This is a genomic window from Streptomyces sp. NPDC088746 (assembly GCF_044751065.1).
Lineage (GTDB): Bacteria > Actinomycetota > Actinomycetes > Streptomycetales > Streptomycetaceae > Streptomyces.
On record NZ_JBIVLA010000001.1, the window covers coordinates 545,831 to 568,428 of the forward strand.

The 22,598-nt window shown below is 72.2% G+C and carries 20 protein-coding genes; 10 read left to right on the forward strand and 10 right to left on the reverse strand.

The genetic code is table 11. The features are described from left to right. The first annotated feature begins 116 nt into the window (after positions 1-116). Positions 117-1,325 carry an MFS transporter gene (locus ACIP63_RS02500; RefSeq protein WP_401510667.1) on the forward strand — a complete coding sequence of 403 codons (1,209 nt, stop codon included), beginning with the start codon at positions 117-119 and terminating at the stop codon, positions 1,323-1,325. Positions 1,326-1,327: 2 nt separating this feature from the next. On the opposite strand, the gene ACIP63_RS02505 is transcribed toward ACIP63_RS02500, so the two are convergent. The 5 genes from ACIP63_RS02505 to ACIP63_RS02525 form a co-directional block, all read right to left on the reverse strand. Beyond that, positions 1,328-2,542: an MFS transporter gene (locus ACIP63_RS02505; RefSeq protein ID WP_401510668.1), complete on the reverse strand. Its 1,215-nt coding sequence runs from the start codon at positions 2,540-2,542 to the stop codon at positions 1,328-1,330. Positions 2,543-2,971: 429 nt separating this feature from the next. Then, the gene (locus ACIP63_RS02510; RefSeq protein ID WP_401510670.1) at positions 2,972-4,168 is read right to left on the reverse strand and encodes a Cmx/CmrA family chloramphenicol efflux MFS transporter; all 1,197 of its coding nucleotides are present in this window, start codon (positions 4,166-4,168) and stop codon (positions 2,972-2,974) included. Between the two features lie 325 nt (positions 4,169-4,493). After that, positions 4,494-5,516, reverse strand: a complete 1,023-nt coding sequence (locus ACIP63_RS02515; protein ID WP_401510672.1) for an endonuclease/exonuclease/phosphatase family protein — start codon at positions 5,514-5,516, stop codon at positions 4,494-4,496. 167 nt (positions 5,517-5,683) lie between these two features. After that, positions 5,684-6,385, reverse strand: coding sequence for a TetR/AcrR family transcriptional regulator (locus ACIP63_RS02520; RefSeq protein WP_401510674.1), 702 nt, complete (start codon positions 6,383-6,385; stop codon positions 5,684-5,686). Between the two features lie 105 nt (positions 6,386-6,490). Next, positions 6,491-8,113, reverse strand: coding sequence for an MFS transporter (locus tag ACIP63_RS02525; RefSeq protein ID WP_401510676.1), 1,623 nt, complete (start codon positions 8,111-8,113; stop codon positions 6,491-6,493). 184 nt (positions 8,114-8,297) lie between these two features. Between ACIP63_RS02525 and panB the strand changes: the two genes are divergently transcribed. The 3 genes from panB (at position 8,298) to ACIP63_RS02540 (ending at position 11,191) form a co-directional block, all read left to right on the forward strand. Then, positions 8,298-9,185, forward strand: coding sequence for a 3-methyl-2-oxobutanoate hydroxymethyltransferase (gene panB / locus ACIP63_RS02530; protein ID WP_401510678.1), 888 nt, complete (start codon positions 8,298-8,300; stop codon positions 9,183-9,185). A 132-nt stretch (positions 9,186-9,317) separates the two neighbouring features. Then, positions 9,318-10,337, forward strand: coding sequence for an ATP-binding cassette domain-containing protein (locus ACIP63_RS02535; RefSeq protein ID WP_401512239.1), 1,020 nt, complete (start codon positions 9,318-9,320; stop codon positions 10,335-10,337). Continuing rightward, on the forward strand, positions 10,334-11,191 hold the full coding sequence (locus ACIP63_RS02540; RefSeq protein WP_401510680.1) for an ABC transporter permease: 858 nt from the start codon (positions 10,334-10,336) through the stop codon (positions 11,189-11,191). The genes ACIP63_RS02535 and ACIP63_RS02540 overlap by 4 nt, the downstream gene beginning before the upstream one ends. A gap of 7 nt (positions 11,192-11,198) precedes the next feature. Here ACIP63_RS02540 and ACIP63_RS02545 read toward each other — a convergent pair whose 3' ends face one another. Then, positions 11,199-14,507, reverse strand: coding sequence for a BTAD domain-containing putative transcriptional regulator (locus tag ACIP63_RS02545; RefSeq protein ID WP_401510681.1), 3,309 nt, complete (start codon positions 14,505-14,507; stop codon positions 11,199-11,201). A 122-nt stretch (positions 14,508-14,629) separates the two neighbouring features. Here ACIP63_RS02545 and ACIP63_RS02550 point away from each other — a divergent pair, with 122 nt between their 5' ends. Then, positions 14,630-15,442 (forward strand): site-2 protease family protein, encoded by an 813-nt coding sequence (locus ACIP63_RS02550; protein WP_401510683.1) that lies wholly within the window; start codon positions 14,630-14,632, stop codon positions 15,440-15,442. Here ACIP63_RS02550 and ACIP63_RS02555 read toward each other — a convergent pair. Continuing rightward, on the reverse strand, positions 15,439-15,630 hold the full coding sequence (locus tag ACIP63_RS02555; RefSeq protein WP_401510685.1) for a hypothetical protein: 192 nt from the start codon (positions 15,628-15,630) through the stop codon (positions 15,439-15,441). The two genes, ACIP63_RS02550 and ACIP63_RS02555, sit on opposite strands and share 4 nt — an antisense overlap. Before the next feature lie 80 nt (positions 15,631-15,710). Further along, positions 15,711-16,421, reverse strand: coding sequence for an NADPH-dependent F420 reductase (npdG, locus tag ACIP63_RS02560; protein ID WP_393765178.1), 711 nt, complete (start codon positions 16,419-16,421; stop codon positions 15,711-15,713). Between the two features lie 143 nt (positions 16,422-16,564). On the opposite strand from npdG, the gene ACIP63_RS02565 reads away from it, so the two are divergent. Next, positions 16,565-17,167, forward strand: coding sequence for a hypothetical protein (locus ACIP63_RS02565; RefSeq protein ID WP_401510687.1), 603 nt, complete (start codon positions 16,565-16,567; stop codon positions 17,165-17,167). Positions 17,168-17,229: 62 nt separating this feature from the next. Further along, positions 17,230-18,510 carry an MFS transporter gene (locus tag ACIP63_RS02570; RefSeq protein WP_401510688.1) on the forward strand — a complete coding sequence of 427 codons (1,281 nt, stop codon included), beginning with the start codon at positions 17,230-17,232 and terminating at the stop codon, positions 18,508-18,510. Here the strand turns inward: ACIP63_RS02570 and ACIP63_RS02575 are convergent. Then, the gene (locus ACIP63_RS02575; protein ID WP_356707425.1) at positions 18,507-18,743 is read right to left on the reverse strand and encodes a hypothetical protein; all 237 of its coding nucleotides are present in this window, start codon (positions 18,741-18,743) and stop codon (positions 18,507-18,509) included. The two genes, ACIP63_RS02570 and ACIP63_RS02575, sit on opposite strands and share 4 nt — an antisense overlap. Before the next feature lie 58 nt (positions 18,744-18,801). On the opposite strand from ACIP63_RS02575, the gene map reads away from it, so the two are divergent. Further along, positions 18,802-19,659: a type I methionyl aminopeptidase gene (gene map, locus ACIP63_RS02580; protein ID WP_401510691.1), complete on the forward strand. Its 858-nt coding sequence runs from the start codon at positions 18,802-18,804 to the stop codon at positions 19,657-19,659. Between the two features lie 157 nt (positions 19,660-19,816). Then, positions 19,817-20,482 carry a heme oxygenase (biliverdin-producing) gene (locus tag ACIP63_RS02585; protein ID WP_401510693.1) on the forward strand — a complete coding sequence of 222 codons (666 nt, stop codon included), beginning with the start codon at positions 19,817-19,819 and terminating at the stop codon, positions 20,480-20,482. Here ACIP63_RS02585 and ACIP63_RS02590 read toward each other — a convergent pair whose 3' ends face one another. Further along, positions 20,483-21,154: a PhzF family phenazine biosynthesis protein gene (locus ACIP63_RS02590; RefSeq protein WP_401510695.1), complete on the reverse strand. Its 672-nt coding sequence runs from the start codon at positions 21,152-21,154 to the stop codon at positions 20,483-20,485. 307 nt (positions 21,155-21,461) lie between these two features. Between ACIP63_RS02590 and efeO the strand changes: the two genes are divergently transcribed. Further along, entirely contained in the window at positions 21,462-22,598 is a 1,137-nt protein-coding gene (efeO, locus tag ACIP63_RS02595; protein WP_401510697.1) for an iron uptake system protein EfeO, read from the forward strand.

Consider the following 22,598-nt stretch of genomic DNA (forward strand, 5'->3'; position numbering starts at 1 on the left):
ACCGAAGGCGACCGGTGGTGCCTAAGGCATCTGCCCGATGCGGCCGCACCACCTCAGTCACCAGCATGGCCAGGAGCGCCCCGGCGGGGAGCGCGGGTCAGCGGGGGGAGCGGACGGTGGCATCGGTCGCGGTGGTACGGGATCGCACGGCCCGGCTCTGCCTCACGGGTCTGCTCGTGTCCGGGTTCGGCACGTCGGCGATGTGGCTGACCGCGGGTGTCTGGGTCAAGTCGCTCACCGGGTCGGACAGTCTGGCCGCCCTGACGGTGTGCGCGATGTGGGCACCGGTCCTCGTGGGCCCCTCGCTCGGGGCGGTGGCGGACCTGGTGCCCCGCAGGCTCCTGCTGATCACGGTGAACCTGGTGATGGCGGGGCTGATGGCCTCGCTCCTCCTCGTCGGCCCGGACCACCGGATCGGTGCGCTCTTCGCGGTCCTGCTCGCCTACGGCGTGAGCGGCGTGCTCCTGGACGCGGCGGAGGCCGCGCTGGTGGCCCGGGCGGTCGACGCCCGGCTGCTGGGCGACTTCAACGGGCTGCGGACGACGGTGAACGAGGGCATGAAGCTGCTGGCACCCCTCGCGGGCGCCGGGCTGTTCGCGCGCTACGGCGCGGTGCCCGTGGTCGTCCTGGACGCGGTGACGTTCGCCCTGGCCGCGCTGGTCTTCGCGCGGCTACGGGTGCGGGAGCCGGCCGGGGCAGCCCGGAAGAGGGCACGGCGGGGCGGTACGGCGGCGGGGATACGGCTGCTGCGCGGCTCGCCGGCCCTCCGGCCGCTGGTGTACGCCGGAGCGCTGACGATGCTGCTGGCGGGGCTCAACGGCGCGGCGGTGTACGCCGTCGTCGAGACGCTCGGCCGTCCGCCGGCGTACGCCGGAGTGCTGTACGCCTTCCAGGGCGCGGGCTCCGTGGCCGTCGGGCTGCTGGCCGGGCCCCTGCTGCGCCGGATGCCGGAGCGGGGCTTCGCGGGGGCGGGGATCGCGGTCTTCGCGGTGGCCGTGGGCGCACGGGCGCTGGGCGGAGACGCGGTGGCCCTCGCGGCGAGCGCGGCGATCGGAGCCGGGCTGCCCTGCGTGCTGATCGCCGCGATGACGGCGGTGCAGCGGGAGACCCCGGACGCGGTGCTGGGCCGCACGGCGGCGGCTGCCAACTCGCTGATGACGGTGCCGAACGCGCTGGCACTGGCGGGTGGCGCGGGACTGGTCGCCGTGGTGGACGTCCGGCTGCTGCTCGCGCTGACGGGGCTAGCGGGGCTGGTCACGGCGGCCCGGCTGGGCTCCGGCCGGGGCGTGTCCCGCTCCGGCCGGAGCCGTCGTAGCCAGTCGTAGCGTCAGGAGGAGTGCGTCTCCGCCGACTCGCGCGCGTCGGCGCGGGCGCCGGACGCCACCACGCGCGAGGTGCCCGGGGCCCGGTCGAGGAAGCCCGCCGTGACCGCCACGGCCAGACCGGCCACGGCCAGCACCGCGCCGACCAGGGCCGGAGAGGTCCAGCCCCAGCCCGCCGCGATGGCGACCCCGCCGAGCCAGGCGCCGCCCGCGTTGGCGAGGTTGAAGGCGGAGTGGTTGGAGGCGGAGGCCAGCGTGGGGGCGTCCTTCGCCTTGTTCATCACCAGCATCTGCAGCGGTGTGGTCGTCATGAAGCCGACGCCGCCGAGCAGCACCACCATGACCAGTGCCGCCCACTGCACGTGCACGGTGAAGGGGAAGACGACGAGGACGACGGCCAGGGCCCCCAGGGAGCCGTAGAGGGTGGGGCGCAGCGCCCGGTCGGTCAGCGGTCCCGCCGCCAGGGCGCCGAGCGTCATCCCGATGCCGAAGAGGGCGAGGACGAGCGTCACGGACGACTCGCCGAAGCCCATCGCCTCGGTCGTCATGGACGAGAGGTAGGAGTAGACGGCGAAGACACCCGCGAAGCCGAGGACGGCGGTGAGCAGGCCGAGGACGACCTGCCGGTTGCCGAGCGCGCTCAGTTCACGGCGTACGTTCTGGTGCGCCTCGACGGGAATCTGCGGGACGAGGCGGGCGAGGGCGGCCATCGCGGCCAGCCCGATGACGGCGACCACCATGAACGTGGCACGCCAGCCGAGGTGCTGTCCCAGCAGGGTGGCGGCGGGGACACCGACGATGTTGGCCACGGTCAGGCCGAGGAACATCGTGGCGACGGCGCGCGCCTGGCGCCCGTCGGGCACGAGGCGCGCGGCGACGACCGCGCCGACCCCGAAGAAGGCGCCGTGCGGCAGCCCGGCCAGGAAGCGGCCGGCCAGCAGCCAGCCGAAGTCGGGGGCGAAGGCGGAAGCGAGGTTGCCCACGGTGAAGACGGCCATCAGCAGCAGGAGCATCCGCTTGCGCGGGATCCTGGAGCCGAGGCCGGTGAGCAGCGGGGCACCGAGGACGACGCCGATCGCGTACGCCGAGACGAGGTAACCGGCGGTGGGTACGGACGTTCCCAGATCGTCCGCGACGTTGGGCAGCAGCCCCATCATCACGAACTCGGTGGTGCCGATGCCGAAGGCGCTCACAGCGAGGGCGAGCAGGGCCAGGGGCATGGAGAAGACCTTTCGGGCGGGGGTGACCACGCGGGCCGTGCGGCGGCCGGGTGGCGGGCGGTGTGTGCGGGAGCGTCGGCTTCGTTGCCGGGACGGGTTATGTATCCCGTCGGAACAAAGTCTCTCAGACGTTTTATGCCCGGACGTGAACACGCCGTTGCGTCGGGGTGTGATGTCCGCGTCACTCGGTGGGACCGGGCCGCCGCCCGCCGCCGCTCGGGCAGGGGGCACGCACGGCCCCCGCACACCGGGGAGCAGCAGCCCGGTCGGGGCGAAGTGGCCGGGGTGGTCGCAGGCGAACCGCGGTTCGTGGCCCTGCGCGCCCGGCCGCCGGGACGGCCCTGGTCGCCTTCGGCGCCGTGCTCCGGAGCCGGTGCGACGGCGACGGAGCGGACGACCCGGCCGCTCCCACCGGCCGGGCCTTCGGGGTCATCGCTCCGGCGCTGGACTCCTCCGGGCGCCGAGGCTCCCCCGTACGGCGTCCGAGGAGACCGACAGCACCCCCGCACCCGCGAGCGCCAGGCACATCAGCAGGGCGCTCACCCAGACCGGGGCGCGGAAGCCGAAGCCCGCGCCGAGGGCCAGGCCGCCCAGCCAGGGGCCGGCCGCGGCGCCCACGTTGAAAGCGGCCGTGGCGAAGGAGCCGGCCAGCGTCGGGGCGTCGGGGGCCAGGTGGAAGACCCGGGTGATCAGCGTCGTTCCCGTACCGAAGGCGAGCGCGCCCTGGAGCAGGACGAGGGTGAGGGCCGCCACCGGGTGGGCCGCGGTCAGGGCCAGCGCGGCCCAGCCGGCGGCCAGAGCCGTCATACCGAGCCCGATGACCGCGTGCGGGCGGGCGTCGGCCAGACGCCCGGCCAGGGTGACACCGGCGAACGAGCCGACGCCGAACAGCGCGAGCACCACGGGCACCCAGCCCGCGCCGAAGCCGGTGACCCGGGTGACCAGCGGTTCCAGGTAGGAGAAGGCGCAGAAGGTCGCCCCCTGCACGAGTGCCATCACCAGCAGGGTGAGCAGCAGCCGGGGCCGGGCCAGGGCGCGCAGTTCGCTCCGCGCGCTCACCTGCCGCGGTGCGGCGTCGGGCCGGCCGCCCGGGACGGCCACCAGCAACGCGACGGCGGCCGGTACGGAGACGAGGGCCACGGCCCAGAACGCCGAGCGCCAGCCCCACAGTTCACCGAGCGCCGCCCCCGCGGGCACACCCACCACGCACGCGACGGTGACCCCGCCCACGACCACGGCGGTGGCCCGCGCCCGCCGGTGCGGGCCGGCCATGGCCAGTGCGGTGACCAGCGCCACCGCCCAGAAACCGGCGTTGGCCAGCGCACCCGCGACCCGGGTGGCGAGCAGCACTCCGTAACTGGAGGTCAGCGCGCCGACGACATGGGCGGCGACGAAGACGCCGAGGAAGAACAGCAGCGCCCGGCGCCGGGGCCAGCCGCGGCCGGCCAGTGCGGTGAGCGGTGCGCCGACCACCATCCCGACCGCGAAGGCCGAGGTCAGCAGCCCGGCAGCGCCGAGCGAGACGTGCAGGTCACCGGCGATGCCCGAGAGCAGGCCGGAAAGCATGAACTCCGAAGTGCCCTGGGCGAAGACCGCCAGCCCGAGGACGTAGACAGCGAATGGCATGAGAAGGGAACCCCTTGTACGGAACCGTCGGAAGGACGAGCGGTGTGCAGGGGGATGCGGGCCGCGCCCGTCGCCGCGCGCGGAGGCGCGAGGACGGCGACACGGTGGAATGTCCGGTGTTCCTACAGGACATGAGAGCCGGCCCACACCGCCGCGGACGATCCGGCGGTGGCCGACGACGCGACGGGACGAAGCCCGGTGACCGCTGGGGTCGGAGGCTTACGGCGTCACGGACGGGGCCACCGGCGGACCGGCGGCCGGAGTCTGTCGGACTCGGGGCTGGACATGGGGGAGAGCGTACCGCGTCCGTCGGAAGCGGCGGCGCTCAGAGCTGCACGCGGGCGGCGATCGGGAGGTGGTCGCTGTCCGTGGCGGGGAGGGTCCAGGAGGCGAGGGGTTCGACGCCCCGCACCATGATCTGGTCGATCCGCGCCATCGGGAACGCCGCGGGCCAGCTGAAGCCGAAGCCGTCGCCCGCCGCGCCCTGGGTCGAGCGCATCTGGGAGGTGACCGCGTGCAGCGAGCGGTCGTTCATCGTGCCGTTCAGGTCGCCGAGCAGGACCACCCGCTCCAGCGGCTCGTCGGCGATGGCCTCGCCCAGCGCGTCCGCGCTGTCGTCCCGCTGGTTGGCGGTGAAGCCCGCGTTCAGCTTGACCCGTACGGACGGGAGGTGGGCGACGTACACCTTGACGGGGCCCTCGGGGGTCGTGACCGTGGCGCGCATCGCGCGGGTCCAGCCCAGCTTGATGTTGACCGGGCTGGAGTCCGTGACCGGGTACTTGCTCCACAGGCCGACGGTCCCCTGGACGGAGTGGTGCGGATAGCGGTCGGCGAGCGCGTCCTCGTACGCCGCCACCTTGCCGCCCGGCAGCTCCTGGAGGGCCACGACGTCCGCGCCGGAGCCCGCGACCTGCTGGGCGGTGCCCGCGGGGTCGGGGTTGCCCGCGTTGACGTTGTGCGTGGCGACGGTGAGATCCCCGCCGGTGCCCGACTTGTCGTCGAAGAGCAGGCCGCCGAAGAGGTTGAGCCAGACCGCGACGGGCAGGACGAGGGCGATCACCGCCGTCGCCGAACGCCGGACGAGACCGAGGATCAGCAGCAGCGGCACGAACACGCCGAGCCAGGGCAGGAACGTCTCGATGAGGCTGCCCAGGTTGCCGACGGTGTTCGGGATCTCGGCGTGGAAGACCATCACGACGGTCAGCAGCACCGAGCAGAGCGCCAGGATGATGCCGCGCCGCCAGATGCCCCGGTCGGAGGCCAGTCTGTGACGCAGGGCACGGAGCCGGGAGCCCGGCTGCGAACCCACGCCGGTGTCTTCGGTGTCCGCCCTGTACGCCTGCACCATTGCGCTCGTCCTCACTGCCTTGCCGTACACATCACCGCGCCTCACGACCCTAGGCGATGCGCGACGCGGTTCTCGCCGTCGACGACGGCCGTACTGCCATCAGGACGACCGGACCGGACCGGCGAGTTCCGGCCATGATGGCGGACGGGCGGCTTGTGACAGAACCCTCACACAGGAGCGGACGTCGGTTCCACGGCTGTGACCTGCGCCTTCGGCGAGTGCGGCGCGAGGCCCTGGAGGAGGGCCGCGATGATGCGGTCGGCGAGGTCCTCCGGCAGGGGCGCCTCGGGGCGGTGCACGGTGCGGACGAGCATGGGGCCCAGGAACAGGTCGTTCATGAGTTCCGCGTCGAGGTCGCCGCGGAGCTCCCCCGCGTCCACCGCCCGCTGCACGGCGGCCAGCATGGCGGCGCGTCGCGGGCCGAGGACGGTGGTCTGGTACTCGGTCCAGAGCCTCGGGTGCTTCTTCATCTGCACGAACACGTTGTGCAGGAGGGTGGAGGAGCGCTGCGCGAGACTCCGCGTACGCAGGGACTCCAGCATGATGCGCAGATCGTCCAGGCCGGCGGTCCCGGAGACGGTGGGGTCGGCGGGCTCCATGTCGCGCAGGACGTCGACGAAGAGCTCCTCCTTGCCGCTCCAGCGGCGGTAGATGGTGGCCTTGCCGACCCCGGCGGTACGGGCGATGCGCTCGATGGACAGCCCGTCCAGGGTCTCCCCCGCCTCCAGCAGCTCCACGACGGCGTCGAGGATCGCCCGCTCCACGGCCGCGCTGCGAGGGCGGCCCCGGCGCGGCTCCGCGTCCTGCCAGGGCGGGCCCGCCGGCCCCTCGGCCGGGTCCTGCGCCGGGTTGTGTGCCGCCTGCCGCACGTGGGCCGCCTCTCGCTGCGCCGTCCGCCGTTCACTGTTCGCCGTACGTCCCGATTCTCTCCGACCGGCCGGGGGGCGTGCGACTCCCCCGGCCGGAACGGCGGGTCAGGACCGGCGCGCCGGAACCTCGGTGGCCTCGGGCGTCCGGCCGGGGCCGGCCGGGTCCGGCTTCAGCCGCGCGTCCTGCCGGCCGGGCAGGAAGGCGGCCACCACCGCCGCGCCGATCAGGGCGACCGCCGCCGAGCCGAGGGCGGTGACGTGCATCGCCCCGATGAACGCGTCGTTCGCCGCGGCGATCAGCGGCTTCCCGGCCGGGCCCAGCTTCTGCGCGACGCCGAGGGTCGCCTCGATGGACTCACCCGCGACGTCCCGCGCGGCGGCGGGCACGCCGTCGAGGTGGCCCTCGATGTCACCGCGGTAGACGGTGGAGAGCACCGAGCCGAGTACGGCGATGCCGAGCGCCCCGCCGACCTGGCGGAACGTGTTGTTGATGGCGGAGCCCGAGCCCGCCCGCTCGCGGGGCAGTGCCTGCATCACGGCGACGGTGACCGGCGGCATGATGTGGGCCATGCCGGTGCCCTGGACGAAGAAGACCAGGCAGAGGACCCACAGCGGGGTGTCCGCGTCGAACAGGGCGAAGGCCGCGAGACCGGCGGCGACGAGGAGCATGCCGACGGTGCAGACCGCCCGTGCCCCGAACCGGTCGACGACCAGCCGGGCGCGCGGCGCGAAGATCATCTGTGCGGCGGCGAGCGGCAGGATCAGCAGTCCGGACTCCAGCGCGGTGTAGCCGCGCACGCTCTGCAGGTAGAAGGCGGAGAAGAAGGTGACGCCCATCAGCGCGAAGAAGACCAGGGCGATGGCGGCGACGGCGGCGGAGAAGGCGGGCTTGCGGAAGTAGGAGATGTCGATCGACGGGTGGGTGCTGCGCTTCTCGTGCAGGACGAAGCCCGCCAGCACCAGGAGACCGCCGATCAGCGGCGCGAGGACGGTGATGTCGGTGAAGGAGGCGAGTTCGCCGCCGCGGATGATGCCGTAGACCAGCAGGACCAGGCCGACGATGGACAGGACGACCCCGAGCGGGTCGACGCGGCCGGGAGCGGGGTCCCGGGAGTCGGGCACGAGGACGGCCATGGCGACGAGCGCGACGACCACCACGGGCACGTTGACCAGGAAGATCGAGCCCCACCAGAAGTGCTCCAGGAGCGCCCCGCCGGTGATCGGGCCGATCGCGATGCCGAGGCCGACGCTGCCGGCCCAGATACCGATGGCCTTGGGCTGCTCGTCACGCTCGAAGACGTTCATCAGGACGGCGAGGGTGGCGGGCATCACGAACGCCGCGCCGAGGCCCATCAGGGCGCGCCAGGTGATGAGTTCGCCGGGCGAGGAGGAAAGTGCGGCCAGGGCCGAGCCGATGCCGAAGACCAGGATTCCGGCCAGCAGGACCTTCTTGCGGCCGATGCGGTCGCCCAGCAGGCCGGCGGTGAAGAGCAGGCCGGCGAAGACGAGCGTGTAGGAGTTGATCGCCCACTCGAGCTCGCTCTGGGTGGCGCCGATCCCGGTCGGCGCGGGGCTCGCGATCGTCTTGACCGCGACGTTCAGGATCGAGTTGTCCAGAACGACGATGAGCAGGCTGAACATGAGGACGCCGAGGATGATCCAGCGGCGGCGGTGGACCGCCTCCGGGACGCGGGGCGCGGCGGCAGGGGCGCCGGACGGTATGGACATGGCTCAGACTCTAAACGAATTCCAATACGATACCGTCTCGTATTGGAAAGACTTTACCCGGCTGCCGGGCACCGTTCACCGGGCACGGTGGGCCCACTTCCCGGGAACGCTTCCGGGATGCCACCATGGGAGGGATCCGGGGACGCCGTCAGGGCGCCTCGAGATGACGAAGGAGCCGTTGGCCATGTCGCTTCAGGCTGCGCAGAACCAGTCCGCCACACCTCCCGCGGGCCCCACTCCCGGTGCCGGTAAGGCCCTGTACGGGGGGAAGAGCACCCGCCGCATCACCGTCCACGACATCACCGCCGCCAGCGAGCGCGGCGAGAAGTGGCCGATGCTCACCGCCTACGACGCGATGACCGCGTCCGTCTTCGACGAGGCCGGCATCCCGGTCATGCTCGTCGGCGACTCCATGGGCAACTGTCACCTCGGCTACGAGACCACCGTGCCCGTCACCATGGACGAGATGGCCATCCTCTCGGCCGCCGTCGTGCGGGGTACCAAGCGCGCCCTCATCGTGGCCGACCTGCCCTTCGGGGCGTACCAGGAGGGGCCGGTCCAGGCCCTGCGCAACGCCACCAGGCTGATCAAGGACGCCGGTGTCGGCGCGGTCAAGCTGGAGGGCGGCGAGCGCTCCCACGAGCAGATCCGGCTCCTGGTCGAGGCCGGGATCCCGGTCATGGCCCACATCGGCCTGACCCCGCAGTCCGTCAACGCGATGGGCTACCGCGTCCAGGGCCGCGGCGAGGAAGCGGCGCAGCAGCTGCTGCGCGACGCGAAGGCGGTGCAGGACGCGGGAGCGTTCGCCGTCGTGCTGGAGCTCGTGCCGGCCGAGCTGGCCGCCGAGGTGACCCGCACACTCCACATCCCGACCGTCGGTATCGGCGCCGGGCCCGACACGGACGCGCAGGTGCTGGTCTACACCGACATGGTCGGCCTGACCGGCGGCAAGGTCCCGCGCTTCACGAAGCAGTACGCGAACCTGCGTCAGGTGATGGCCGACGCCGCGAGGGAGTACGCCGAAGAGGTCGTCGGCGGCACGTTCCCGGCGGCGGAGCACACCTTCCACTGACGCCCTCACGACCACTGCCGCACCACCGACAGCCCGCCGACTTCCCCCATCGGCGGGCTGTCGCCTGCTGTCGGCCCGCCGTCAGCGACATGTCGGTGACGTGTCGGTGACTTGTCGGTGGCGGCTGGTCTGATGGTGTCCATGACGCGAAACGACAAGAACCGCAAGCACGGCAGGAACGCCGTCGAGGTGCGGGGGCTGGTCAAGCACTACGGCGAGACCAAGGCACTGGACGGTGTGGACCTCGACGTACGCGAGGGCACCGTCCTCGGCGTGCTCGGCCCCAACGGCGCCGGGAAGACCACCCTCGTACGCTGCCTGTCCACCCTGATCCTCCCCGACGCGGGGCACGCGGTGGTGGCGGGCTACGACGTGGTGAAGCAGCCCCGGCAGCTGCGCCGCACCATAGGCCTGACCGGGCAGTACGCCTCGGTCGACGAGAAGCTCTCCGGCTGGGAGAACCTCTACATGATCGGGCGCCTGCTCGACCTGCCCCGCAAGAAGGCCAGGTCCCGCGCCGACGAGCTGCTGGAGCGCTTCTCCCTCACCGACGCGGCGAAGAAGGCCGCGATGGACTACTCCGGCGGCATGCGGCGCCGGTTGGACCTGGCCGCCTCCATGATCGGCAGCCCGGCCGTCCTCTACCTGGACGAGCCGACCACGGGACTCGACCCCCGTACGCGCAACGAGGTCTGGGACGAGGTGCAGCGGATGGTCGCCGAGGGAGCGACCGTGCTGCTCACCACCCAGTACATGGAAGAGGCCGAACAGCTCGCCAGCGAGCTCACCGTCATCGACCACGGAAAGATCATCGCCCGGGGCGGTGTCGACGAGCTCAAGGCCAAGGTCGGCGGCCGCACCCTGCAGATCCGGCCCTCCGACCCCGCCGAACTGGCCGCGATGGCGCAGGCGCTGCGCGAGACCGGTCTCGACGGCGTCGCCGGCGCCCAGGCGGTCCCGGACGAGGGGCTGCTCTACGTACCGATCCTCAGCGACGAGCAGCTGACCGCCGTGATCGGCCTGCTCGGCACCCGGGGCTTCTCACTCGCCCATGTCGCCACCGCGCTGCCCAGCCTGGACGAGGTCTTCCTCGCCATCACGGGCGACAAGGCCACCGTCACCGACACGACTCCCCAGGAGGTCGCGGCATGAGCACGACGACTCTGACACCCACCCCCACCGACGCGGCCGCGTCCGCACCGGCCAAGGCCCTCCACGACGAGGGCCGGATCGGACTGCGGAACAACCTGCGGCACATCGGGGCGCTGGTGCGGCGCAACCTGCTCCAGATCAAGAAGGATCCGGAGTCGATGTTCGACGCGCTCCTGATGCCGGTCATCTTCGTGCTGCTGTTCGTGTACGTCTTCGGCGGCTCCGTCGGCAGCAGCCTGGGCGGCGACCGGCAGGACTATCTGAACTACCTGATCCCCGGCCTGATGGCGATGATGGGCATGAACATCGCCATGGCGGTCGGTTCGGGTGTCAACGACGACTTCCGCAAGGGGGTCATGGACCGGTTCCGTACGATGCCGATCGCCCGCTCCTCGGTGCTCGTCGCCAAGATCGTGGTCGAGCTCGGACGGATGACGGTCGCCACGCTGATCCTGCTGGGCATGGGCTTCGCCCTCGGCATGGAGCTCCATGGGTCGGTGCTCGGGCTGATCGGGGCGATCGCCCTGGCGGCCGCTTTCGGCGCCGCCATCATGTGGATCTTCATCCTGCTCGGACTGAGCATGAAGACGGCCCAGGCCGTCCAGGGAATGGGGATGCTCGTGATGATGCCGCTCCAGTTCGGTTCCTCCATCTTCGCCCCGACGCAGACGATGCCCGGCTGGCTCCAGGCGTTCACCGACTACAACCCGCTGTCCAACCTGGCGGACTCCGCGCGCGGACTGATGATGGGCGGCCCTCTCGGCAACTCGGTCTGGCTGACGCTCGGCTGGACCGTGCTCATCACCGTGGTGATGGCCCCGCTCGCGGTGGCCAAGTTCCGCAAGAAGTCCTGACCTCCACTCAGTCCGCGGACGCGTCGACGAGGGCGTTGGCCTCCTCCAGGGAGAGGCCGACGCCCTCGGCGTACGCCGCCTCGTAGGCGGCGTCCCCGAGAACGCCGCGGACCGCTTCCTCGGCCGCGGTGTAGTTGTCCCGCTCCATCGACGTCGGCACGTGCCCGTTCGGCAGCAGCGTCCTTCCGGCGGCCAGCAGCCGGGCCGCGTGGACGGCCCGGCGCTTCCCGCCGAGCCCGCCCAGCGCCCGCGCCACGGTGACCAGGTAGTGCACGTTCATCTGCGGCGCCACCATCTGCGACAACCGGTCGTCGGACCGTGCCAGCGCCTCCCGGCTCCGGGCCAGGGCGTCCGCGTACAGCCCCTCCTGGCTGTCCAGCCAGGCCAGACCGCCCAGCACGAACGCCTGGAAGAACTCCACCGAGGACACCACGTCGAACTCACCTTGCAGCGTGACGAGTTGTTCACGGGCCTCGGCGGTGCGCCCGTCCGCCCCCAGCAACATGGCCAGGAAGAACCGGGCGAACGCCGTCCCCTCGTGGCCCGCGTGCCGCCCCTCGACGAGCACGTCCCGGAAGATCACCTCGGCCTCCGGGCCGCGGCCGAGCTCCACCAGCGCGGCGGCGTACCGGGTGCGGAGCACCAGCACCTGGGACCTGGCACCGAGCTTCTCCGCGTAACCGATCGCGGCCTGGTAGTCCTCGGCCGCCCGCGCGAAGTCGCCCGTCTTCTCGTTGGCCTCGCCGCGTGAGGAGAGCGCCTCCGCCGCGCCCCAGTCGTCGCCGAGACGGCCGAAGATCTCCAGGCTCTCGTCGGCGTCCGCATGCGCCTCGCCCGCCCAGTCGGGGCGGTTGGCCAGCATGTTGGCCCGCACCTGGAGCGCGGAGGCCAGCTCCCACTCGTATCCGAACTCCCGGGACGCGCGGACCCTCTCGTTCAGCAGCACGCGCAAGTCCGAGATGTCCCCGGTGAACATGACGGCGAAGAACCAGAGCGAACCCGGACTGCGGCAGGTCTGCGGCTGCCCGGGCCGGTAGGTGGCGGCGATGACCCGCAGGCGCTCCATGCCTCTCGCGTTCATCCAGGCGTCCATCGCGTCGTCCATGCCGGCGAGCTGGACCAGCGCCACCTGACGCCGCGCCTCCTCCAGCAGCTCGGGGCCCATCGGCGGGGGCGCGTCGGTGCAGCGCTCGTGGAGGGAGGGCGCGGGGCGGGCGGGCCCGGCGAACGGGTCGGGGCCCAGCTCGGCGGCGGCCTCGGCCCACTGCAGTGCGTCGCTGCGCAGATCACGCATCTGCCAGTACCAGGCGAGCGAGAGCACCATGCAGAACGATTCCTGCTCGTCGCGGGCGGCGATGGCGCGCCGCAGGGCGGTGCGCAGATTCTCGTAGTCGCGCTGGAGCAGTTCGAGGGCGGCGAGCTGTCCCGCGCCCCGGAGTTCGGGGTCGGTCGTACGGGCCAGCTCCCGGAAGAACACGAGGTGCCGGCGTTCGACGGCGTCCCGCTCCCCCGCCTCGTCGAGCCGCTCGGCGGCGTACTCACCGACGGTCTCCAGGAGGCGGTAACGCATCCGGCCGTCCGCGGCGGGGGCGGCGACGACGAGGGACTTGTCGACGAGCGAGCCGAGCACCCCGGCGACGTCGTCCCCCGGCCGGTCCGCGCAGACGGCCTCGGCGGCGGCGAGTGTGCAGCCGCCGGAGAAGACCGACAGCCGGCGCAGGGAGGTGCGTTCGTCCTGGTCCAGGAGGTCCCAGGACCAGTCGACGACGGCCCGCAGGGTCTGCTGCCGAGGCAGTACGGTGCGGCTGCCGCTGGTCAGCAGACGGAAGCGGTCGTCGAGACGGTCGGCGATCTGACGGGGGGTGAGCATGCGCAGCCGGGCGGCGGCGAGTTCGATCGCGAGCGGGAGGCCGTCGAGGCGGTGGCAGATCTCCGCGCAGGCCGCCGCCGTCCGCTCGTCCGCGTCGACCCGGAAGCCGGACAGCGCGGCGGCGCCCCGCTCGGCGAGCAGGCGCAGCGCCATCGGGTCGGGCAGCGGGTCGACCGGCCGGACGAACTCGCCCGGTACGCCGAGTGGTTCGCGGCTGGTCGCGAGGACGGTGAGCCCCGGGCAGCGGGCCAGCAGATGGTCGGCGAGGGCCGCGGCCGCCTCGATGAGGTGCTCGCAGTTGTCCAGGAGCAGCAGCATGCGCCGCCCGGAACAGTGATCGGTGAGCCGGGCGAGCGGTTCGCCCGCGCCGCGCTCGACGGCGCGGAGCTCCTCGGAGCCGGCCCCGCGCAGCACGGTCTCGCGGCCGCCGAGCGCGGTGAGGACGGCCTCCGGCACCGCTTCGGGGTCGTCGACCGGCGCGAGCTCGGCCAGCCAGACGCCGTCCGGCCAGGCGTCGGGGTCGTCGACGGACTCGGCGGCCTCCTGGGACAGCCTGGTCTTGCCCGCGCCGCCGGGGCCCAGGAGGGTGACCAGCCGGGCCCGGGTCAGGTCCTCGCGCAGGTCGGCGATGTCCGCGTCACGTCCCACGAAGCTCGTGAGCCTGGCCCGCAGATTGCCCGGTCGCGCGGCCGGGGGCGCGGTGGGAGCGGGGGCCGGGGCGGGTGGGTCCTGGTGCAGCAGCCCGTCGTACAGGGCGCGCAGTGCGGGGCCCGGGTCCGTGCCGAGCCGGTCGGCGAAGAGGGTGCGCACCTCGTCGTACGCCGAGAGCGCCTGCGCGGTGCGTCCGGCGTCCCGCAGTGCCCTGATCCGGAGGGCCTGCAACGGCTCGTCCAGCGGGTGGTCGGCGCAGAGCCCGGCGAGTTCCGGCAGGGTCTCGTCGGCACGGCCCTGCGCGAGGTCGGCCTCGACGCGGGTCCGGCGCGCGTCCAGCCGCCTGGCCTCCCAGCGGGCCGCCGCCACGGCGCGGTCCGGCAGATCGGCGAGGGCGGGCCCGCGCCACAGGGCGAGCGCCTCGTCGAGGACGGTGGCGGCCTTCGCCGCGTCGCCGTCCCGCAGCGCCCGGGCGCCCTCGCCCGTGAGCCGCTCGAAGCGGTACAGGTCGACGGAGTCCGGATCGGCGGCGAGGCGGTAGCCGTTCGCCGCCGACTCGACCGCGTCCCGGCCCAGCGTCCGCCGGAGCCGGCCGACGAGCGCCTGAAGGGCGCCGGGGGCGTCGGCGGGCGGATCGCCGTCCCACACCTCGTCGACGAGCACCCCCGCCGCGACCGTCCGGCCGGGGCTGAGGGCGAGCACGGTGAGCAGGGCGCGCAGCCGCGCCCCGCCGAGGGTGACGGGCGTGCCGTCGGGGCGGAGAACGCGGGTGGTACCGAGGATGCCGTAGTGCACGCGCCCATTGTCCGTGAAGGCCCCGTCCTCCGGGGAACTGCCACCCACCCGTGAGACGTTCTCGCGGTGTCACCCGTACTCTCGGGGGCTCCAGCCGCCGTCCAGCCCCAGGAGTGCCGCCGATGACCACCGCGTTCCGCCGCCCCAGCGACCGGCGGGTCAGCCCGATCTTCCTCGGGATCGTCGCCGTCATGGCCGTGTCGGGCTGGGCGGTGTGGACGGGCTTCGCGGAGCAGACCGGCTTCGCGGTGTTCCTCTTCGTCACCGCGGCGTGGATCGTCTCGCTCTGCCTCCACGAGTACGCGCACGCGCGCACCGCGCTGCACAGCGGCGACATCTCGATCGGGGCGAAGGGCTATCTGACGCTCAACCCGCTCAAGTACACCCATGCCCTGCTGAGCATCGTGCTGCCCGTGCTGTTCGTGATCATGGGCGGCATCGGCCTGCCGGGCGGGGCCGTCTACATCGAGCGGGGCCGCATCAGCGGGCGCTGGAAGCACAGCCTGATCTCGGCGGCCGGCCCCCTGACCAACGTGCTGTTCGCGGTCGTCTGCACGGCGCCGTTCTGGCTGGGCGCCCTGGACGGTGTCCCGATGCCCTTCCGGCTCGCGCTGGCGTTCCTGGCGCTCCTCCAGGTGACGGCGGCGATCCTGAACTTCCTGCCGGTCCCGGGCCTCGACGGCTACGGCGTGATCGAGCCCTGGCTGTCGTACAGGATCCGGCGCCAGGTGGAGCCGTTCGCGCCCTTCGGGCTGATCGCGGTCTTCGCGCTCCTGTGGATCCCGGAGGTCAACGGATTCTTCTTCGACGCCGTGGACGCGCTGCTGCGGGGCCTGGGCGTCAGCGAGGTCGAGACCTACTGCGGGCTCGACACCTACCGCTTCTGGCAGGAGTGGTTCGGTGACCAGGACCCGGGCTGCGCGCTGATCCGCTAGCCGGCGACGGCTTCGGTGTCGGATTCCGCCTTGTGCCTGCGCAGGTAGAACCACGCCATGTTCGACGAGAGGCCGGCCAGCAGCACCCATACGACGCCGAGCAGGATGCTGCCCTGGACGAAGGAGACCACGGCCGCGGCGACGGCGAGGACGCAGACGATGCTGGCGTAGAGAGCGAGGCGGGGCATGAGGGCTGGTGCTCCTGTCCGGGGATGGTGCGCGGTCCCGTCCAGTGTCCCTCATGCCCGATTCGGCTCCGGGCGGGGCCTCACACGTCGGTGGTGCGCAGCCCCGCGTGTGCCTTGTAACGGCGGTTGACGGAGATCAGGTTCGCCACCAGCGACTCGACCTGGTGCGCGTTGCGCAGCCGGCCGGCGAAGATGCCGCGCATACCGGGGATACGGCCCGCCAGCGCCTGCACGGTGTCGGTGTCGGCGCGCGCCTCCCCCAGCACCAGAACATCGGTGTCGATCTCCTCGATCGTCTCGTCCTGGAGGAGCACCGCCGACAGGTGGTGGAAGGCGGCGGTGACCCGGGAGTCGGGCAGCAGGGCGGCGGCCTGCTCGGCGGCGCTGCCCTCCTCGGGCTTCAGGGCGTAGGCGCCCTTCTTGTCGAAACCGAGCGGGTTGACGCAGTCGACGACGAGCTTCCCGGCGAGCTCCTCCCGCAGCGACTCCAGCGTCTTGGCGTGGCCGTCCCACGGCACGGCGACGATCACGACGTCGCTGCGGCGCGCGCACTCCGCGTTGTCCGCGCCCTCGACGCCGTGGCCCAGCTCTGCTGCGGCGGCCTCGGCACGGTCGGCGGCACGCGAGCCGATGACGACCTTCTGCCCGGCGCGGGCGAAGCGGTAGGCGAGGCCGCGGCCCTGGGGGCCGGTCCCGCCGAGTACTCCCACGGTCAGGCCTGAGACATCGGGGAGGTCCCAGGGGTCCTTGGCGGGGGGCTTGGGGGCGCTGCCGGCGTCATTCGTAGTCATGGCGCCGACCCTACTGCCAGGTATCGAGGCGGGACCCTCACCCCGCGTCTGTGCGACGCGCATCACGGCGGGAGGTTCCCGTTCGGGTGGATCGCAGGCGATCGGGGGGCCGAGGGGCCGGGAGAGCGGCATGATGCCGGGCCATGGATGCCGTACGTGTCGCGTTGCTGCGTGAGGTGCTCGCCGGGACGGAGTGGCCGGCCGCGGCCCGGGGGTTCGCCCGGACCCTGCGGGCGTCGGTGGTGCCGCAGGGCGGCGGGCTGCTGCTGGTGGGTACCGAGGTCTACGAACCGTGGCACATGGCCGCGCACCTGGTGGACGAGTCCACGTGGTCGGGTCTGCCGCAGCTGAGGCCCACGCTCGTACGCCACCGGGTGGAGCCGGACGACCCGGTGCACCTGGCCGTCGGTCTGGGCCGGATCGAGACGGCCGGGCGCGGTGAGACGCTGCTCGTGGTGGCGCCCGAGCGGCCGGACGGCGGCCTGCTGGAGCGGGTGCACGACGCGCGGCGGGCGGGGGCGACGGTGCTCGCGCTGGACGGCGGCGACCCGGAGGTGCGGGGGCTCGCCCACGAGGCGCTGACGGTCTCCGACGGCGCCGAGGTCGACCTGGACACGGTCCAGCACCTGGTCAGCGCGGCCGCCGGGGAGAACGGCGCCCCGTCCCCCCGGGGCCGCCGCACGTTCCGCGACCGCCTCTCCCGCCTGGCCGACCAGCTGACGGCCCCGCCCCCGGCCCGCTGGTGAGGGGCCCGGCTGGGGGTGAATTCGGTTGCCGGGAGGACCGGGGCGGCAGAACATGACCCCCCGTGACCTCTCGTCTGCTGCCCGATCTCTCACCCTGGCGTTCCTCCGCCGACTTCCGGCTGCTGTGGATCCAGGGGCTGATCACCTACTTCGGCAGTTTCATGGCCCTGGTGGCACTGCCGCTCCAGATCAAGGACCTCACGGGGTCGCCGCTCGCCGTCGGGGCGATGGGCGCCGTGGAGCTCGTACCCCTGGTGGTCTTCGGGCTGTACGGAGGGGCGCTCGCCGACTCGGCCGACCGGCGCAAGGTCATCCTCGCCACGGAGGCCGGGCTCGGCCTGCTGGCCGTCGTACTGCTGGCGAACGCCCTCGCACCCGAGCCCGCGCTCTGGCCGCTGTACGTGGTGGCCGGCGGGGTCTCCGCGCTGGCGGGGCTGCAACGGCCCGCGCTGGACTCGCTGATGGCCAGGATCGTCCCGCACGGCCAGCAGACCGCCGCCGCCGCGCTGAACTCCCTGCGCTGGCAGGTCGGTGCGATCGCGGGCCCTTCGCTGGCCGGCGTGGTGGTGGCCTACGCGGGGCACGCCACCGCGTACGGCGTCACCGTCGTCACGTTCGGCGTCTCGGTGCTGCTCTGCCTGAGGCTGTCGTCGGCGCCGCCCGCCCATGACGCCGAGAAGCCGTCGCTGCGCGGGATCGCCGAGGGTGCGCGGTACGCCTGGAGCCGTCCGGTGCTGCTGGGGACGTACGCGATCGACCTCGCCGCGATGTTCTTCGCCTTCCCGAACGCGATCTTCCCGTTCCTGGCGGACGAGCTGGACGCGGAGTGGTCGCTGGGCCTGATGTATGCGGCCGGGTCCGTGGGGTCGTTGCTGCTGGGTCTCACCAGCGGCTGGACCTCACGGGTGCGTCGGCACGGGCTGTTCGTCGTGGGCGGCGCCGCGGTGTGGGGCCTGGCGATCGCGGCGGCGGGATGGTTCGGGAACATCTGGCTGGTGCTGTGCTGCCTGGGGGTCGCGGGCGCGGGCGACATGCTGAGCGGGCTCGGGCGCTCCACGATCTGGAACCAGACCATCCCCGACGAGCTGCGGGGCAGGCTCGCCGGTATCGAGGTCCTCTCGTACAGCGTCGGCCCTCAGCTCGGCCAGGTCAGGGCCGGCGCGATGGCGGGCTGGACGGGGACGAGGACCGCGGTCTGGTCGGGCGGTGTGGCGTGTGTCGCTTCGGTCGCGCTGCTGGCCGTGGCGCTGCCGAAGCTCCTCACGTACGACTCCGAGACGGACGAGGACGCCGCACGGCGGCGTGCCGTGGGCGTCCGCCCGGAGGAGACTCCGACGGCCTAGTCGGGCGCCTCGTCCGTCGGCCGGTCCGTGCGGTCGTGCCACTTCGGGTCGGTCTCCCACTCCAGGTTCCGCTCACGCGCCGTGTCCATCGCGCGCTGGGCCTCCCCCGGGGTGGCGTACGGGCCGAAGCGGTCCTTGCCGGGGCACTCGGGGCCCTCCTCGACCTTCTTGTGCTCCAGGCAGTAGTACCATTCGCCCGGTTTGCCCACCGTGCGCTTCTTGAACAGGGCCATCGCAGGATCCTTTCCTCTTTGCCATGGTGCCCCGAGGGCGCTGGTTAGACTCGCTGACATGTCTGGCCAGTCGCTTCTCGTACCAGGGGAGATCACTCCCGTCCGTTCCGTACCCGGAAAGATCCGGCGCCCCGAGTACGTGGGAAAGCCCGCCCCCACGCCGTACACCGGGCCGGAGATCCAGGACTCCGACACCGTGGAGCGCATGCGGATCGCGGGCCGTATCGCGGCGCAGGCGATGGAGGAGGCCGCGAAGCACATCGCGCCGGGGGTCACCACCGACGAACTCGACCGGGTCGCCCATGAGTTCATGGTGGACCACGGGGCGTACCCGTCGACCCTCGGTTACCGGGGCTTCCCGAAGTCGCTCTGCACCTCGCTCAACGAGGTCATCTGCCACGGCATCCCCGACTCCACCGTGCTGCGGGACGGGGACATCGTGAACCTCGACGTCACCGCGTACATCGACGGTGTGCACGGCGACAACAACGCCACGTACCTCTGCGGCGACGTCGACGAGGAGTCGCGGCTGCTGGTGGAGCGCACCCGGGAGTCGCTGAACCGCGCCATCAAGGCGGTGCGGCCCGGCCGGCAGATCAATGTGATCGGGCGCGTCATCGAGTCGTACGCGAAGCGGTTCGGCTACGGAGTGGTGCGGGACTTCACGGGGCACGGGATCAACAGCTCGTTCCACTCCGGTCTGATCATCCCGCACTACGACAGCCCGCACGCGACGACGGTGATGCAGCCCGGGATGACCTTCACCATCGAGCCGATGCTCACGCTCGGTACGCATGACTACGACATGTGGGACGACGGCTGGACCGTGGTGACGAAGGACCGGAAGCGGACCGCGCAGTTCGAGCACACACTGGTGGTGACCGAGACCGGAGCGGAGATCCTCACGCTTCCCTGACGCTCCACTTTTACCGACAGGGAGTCGGGAACCTGTTGACTTAGGTAAGCCTAAGCAGGAGGATCGGCGTATCGGTGCGCAGTGGCGTGTACAGCTGTTACCGGTTCCTACGTTTCTGTCCGGACTTCCCTTTCCCCTCGGTCCCCGGAGGCCCGCCTTGGACTCGACCGCCACCACCACGCCCTTCTCGACCCTCATCCGCACCGCTTCGCACGAGCAGCACACGGAGGCCGAGTCCTCGACCTTCATGAGCGACATGCTCGGCGGACGGCTCGGGGTGGACGCGTACACGCGCTACACCGAGCAGCTGTGGTTCGTCTACCGGGCGCTGGAGGACGGAGCGGAGGCCCTGCGCGAGGACCCGGTCGCCGGGCCCTTCGTCCGGCCGGAGCTGATGCGCACGGCCGCACTGGAACGCGACCTCACCCACCTGCGGGGCGAGGGGTGGCGCGAAGGGCTGGAGCCGCTGCCCGCCACCGCCGCGTACGCCGCGCGGGTCGCCGAGTGCGCCCGCGAGTGGCCCGCCGGGTACGTCGCGCACCACTACACCCGCTACCTCGGGGACCTCTCGGGCGGCCAGATCATCCGTGGGACCGCGGAGAAGACCTGGGGCTTCGACCGCAAGGGCGACGGGGTGCGGTTCTACGTGTTCGAGCAGATCCCCAACCCGGCCGCCTTCAAGCGGGAGTACCGGGAGCTGCTGGACGCGGTGGACGCCGACGACCTGGAGAAGCAGCGCGTCATCGACGAGTGCAAGCGCGCCTTCGCGCTGAACACCGCCGTCTTCCGTGAGCTCGGCGAGGTGTTCCCGCTCAGCGCGTAGTCAGGACGCGGACACGAGAAGGACGCGGCCCCCGATCTCCATCGTGCCGTCCGGCGCGGGCGCGGTGAGGATCTGGGAGCCGCGTCCCTGTGTGATGTTGAGGGCCCGGCCGAGTTCGGCGCTCAGCAGCATGGCCGCCGCACCGGTCGCCTCGTCCTCGTCGATGGTGTCGTCGCGGCGCGGGAAGGCCCGTGCGCGCACGCGCCCGGCGGCCTCGTCCTCCCAGGCCCAGACGTAGAGCCAGCCCTCGCCGGGCGGCGGCCCCGTCAGCGCCTCGACCTCGGCGACGGACGCATAACGCTCCAGCGTCCTCGGCGGCGCCCATTCCGGGCGGGCCGTGATCCAGGTGAACTCGCCGTCCTGGCGGGCCGTCACGTCCCCGACGGGCAGCTCCAGGACCTCCAGGTCGAGCAGCCAGGCCGCGCCGACGAGCGGATGCCCCGCGAACGGCAGCCGCAGCCCGGGGGTGCGGATGTCGACGGTGCCGCGCTCCGGATCGTCCACGAAGACCGTCTCGCTGAAGCCGAGTTTCCCGGCGAGCGCCTGCCGGGACTCGTTGCCGGGATACCTGCGCCCGTCGCGCACGACGCCCAGCGCGTTGCCGTGGCGGCCGTCCGGGCCGCAGAAGACGCGCAGTACGTCGATGCCGTCGGGTACCTCGAAGTCGTTCACCTCCGCATTCAAGCACCGTGCGCGGCCCACCGGCCCCGGGCGACGAAGCCGCCTGCGGCTCGGGGGCTCACGGCCCACGGACCGGAGCGCCGCCCGCCGTACCGAAAAGGCTTGCTTGACCCGCTCTTGACCTTCTTGTGGCCTTCTCATGAGAGCGCCGTGACCGGGGCGTTTCCGGCCTCGGTGAGTGAGACCTGAATCACGCGACCGAGGGGGACGGGCGAGGTAAGGCCCGGTTAAGTTAGGCCCGCCTCACCTACTTTTCGTCCGCACCACTTCCCGCTCTTTCACCCTTGTGGAGCCCCGCATGCGAGCCGTTCGTTCCTCTGTCGTCACCGCTGTCGCCACGGTGGCCGCACTGACCGCCGTCACGGGCTGCGCCGAGAAGAGCGACGGCAAGGGCGACGCCGCCGTCCAGGTGGTCGCCAAGGACGACTCCTGCGAGGTCTCGTCGAAGAAGATCCCGGCCGGCCACGTCGAACTCGCCGTGGAGAACAAGGGATCCAAGGTCACCGAGGTCTACGTCCTCTTCCCGGACGACCGGATCGTCACCGAGCGCGAGAACATCGGCCCGGGCACCAAGGCGAAGATCACGGCGGAGATCAAGGCCGGGACGTACGAGATCGCCTGCAAGCCCGGCATGAAGGGCGACGGTATCCGCCAGACGGTCGAGGTCACCGGAGGGCAGGCCGCCGCGCGCAGCCCCGAGATGGACCGGGCCGTGGCCGCCTACCGCACCTATGTCCAGGCGCAGGCCGACGAGACGCTGCCCAAGGTGAAGGTCTTCACCGACGCCGTCGCCGCGGGCGACGTCGAGGCGGCGAAGAAGGCGTACGCCGGCTCCAGGATCGGCTGGGAGCGTACCGAACCGGTAGCCGAGTCCTTCGGTGACATCGACCCGAAGGTCGACGTCCGCGAGGACGGCCTGGAGGACGGCCAGAAGTGGACCGGCTGGCACCGCCTGGAGAAGGCGCTGTGGCAGGACGGGAAGCTGGGCGCCGAGGAGAAGGCGCTCGCGCCCACTCTCCATGACGACCTGCTGGACTGGCAGAAGCGCGTCGGCCGGGCCGACATCACCCCGACCTCGATGGCCAACGGCGCCAAGGAGCTCCTCGACGAGGTCGCCACCGGCAAGGTCACCGGCGAGGAGGAGCGCTACAGCCACACCGACCTCGTCGACTTCAAGGCGAACGTCGAGGGCGCGGAGCAGTCCTACGAGCTCCTCAAGCCGATCGCGTCCAAGAACGACGCGGCGCTGACCGCCTCCCTGGACAAGCAGTTCGCGGCGCTGAACACCCTGCTGGACAAGTACCGCACGGACAAGGCCTCCTACGACTTCACCCCGTACGACAAGGTCGGCAAGGCGGACCGCAAGGAGCTCTCCGACGCCGTCAACGCGCTCGCGGAGCCGCTGTCCAAGCTGGCCGCCGCGGTCACGAAGTGA

Coding starts and splice junctions, on each gene's coding strand:
- ACIP63_RS02505 (WP_401510668.1), bottom strand. CDS start 2,542: ATGCCCCTGGCCCTGCTCGCCCTCGCTGTGAGCGCCTTCGGCATCGGC.
- ACIP63_RS02510 (WP_401510670.1), bottom strand. CDS start 4,168: ATGCCATTCGCTGTCTACGTCCTCGGGCTGGCGGTCTTCGCCCAGGGC.
- ACIP63_RS02515 (WP_401510672.1), bottom strand. CDS start 5,516: ATGGTGCAGGCGTACAGGGCGGACACCGAAGACACCGGCGTGGGTTCG.
- ACIP63_RS02525 (WP_401510676.1), bottom strand. CDS start 8,113: ATGTCCATACCGTCCGGCGCCCCTGCCGCCGCGCCCCGCGTCCCGGAG.
- panB (WP_401510678.1), top strand. CDS start 8,298: ATGTCGCTTCAGGCTGCGCAGAACCAGTCCGCCACACCTCCCGCGGGC.
- ACIP63_RS02535 (WP_401512239.1), top strand. CDS start 9,318: ATGGTGTCCATGACGCGAAACGACAAGAACCGCAAGCACGGCAGGAAC.
- ACIP63_RS02540 (WP_401510680.1), top strand. CDS start 10,334: ATGAGCACGACGACTCTGACACCCACCCCCACCGACGCGGCCGCGTCC.
- ACIP63_RS02550 (WP_401510683.1), top strand. CDS start 14,630: ATGACCACCGCGTTCCGCCGCCCCAGCGACCGGCGGGTCAGCCCGATC.
- ACIP63_RS02555 (WP_401510685.1), bottom strand. CDS start 15,630: ATGCCCCGCCTCGCTCTCTACGCCAGCATCGTCTGCGTCCTCGCCGTC.
- npdG (WP_393765178.1), bottom strand. CDS start 16,421: ATGACTACGAATGACGCCGGCAGCGCCCCCAAGCCCCCCGCCAAGGAC.
- ACIP63_RS02565 (WP_401510687.1), top strand. CDS start 16,565: ATGGATGCCGTACGTGTCGCGTTGCTGCGTGAGGTGCTCGCCGGGACG.
- ACIP63_RS02575 (WP_356707425.1), bottom strand. CDS start 18,743: ATGGCCCTGTTCAAGAAGCGCACGGTGGGCAAACCGGGCGAATGGTAC.
- map (WP_401510691.1), top strand. CDS start 18,802: ATGTCTGGCCAGTCGCTTCTCGTACCAGGGGAGATCACTCCCGTCCGT.
- efeO (WP_401510697.1), top strand. CDS start 21,462: ATGCGAGCCGTTCGTTCCTCTGTCGTCACCGCTGTCGCCACGGTGGCC.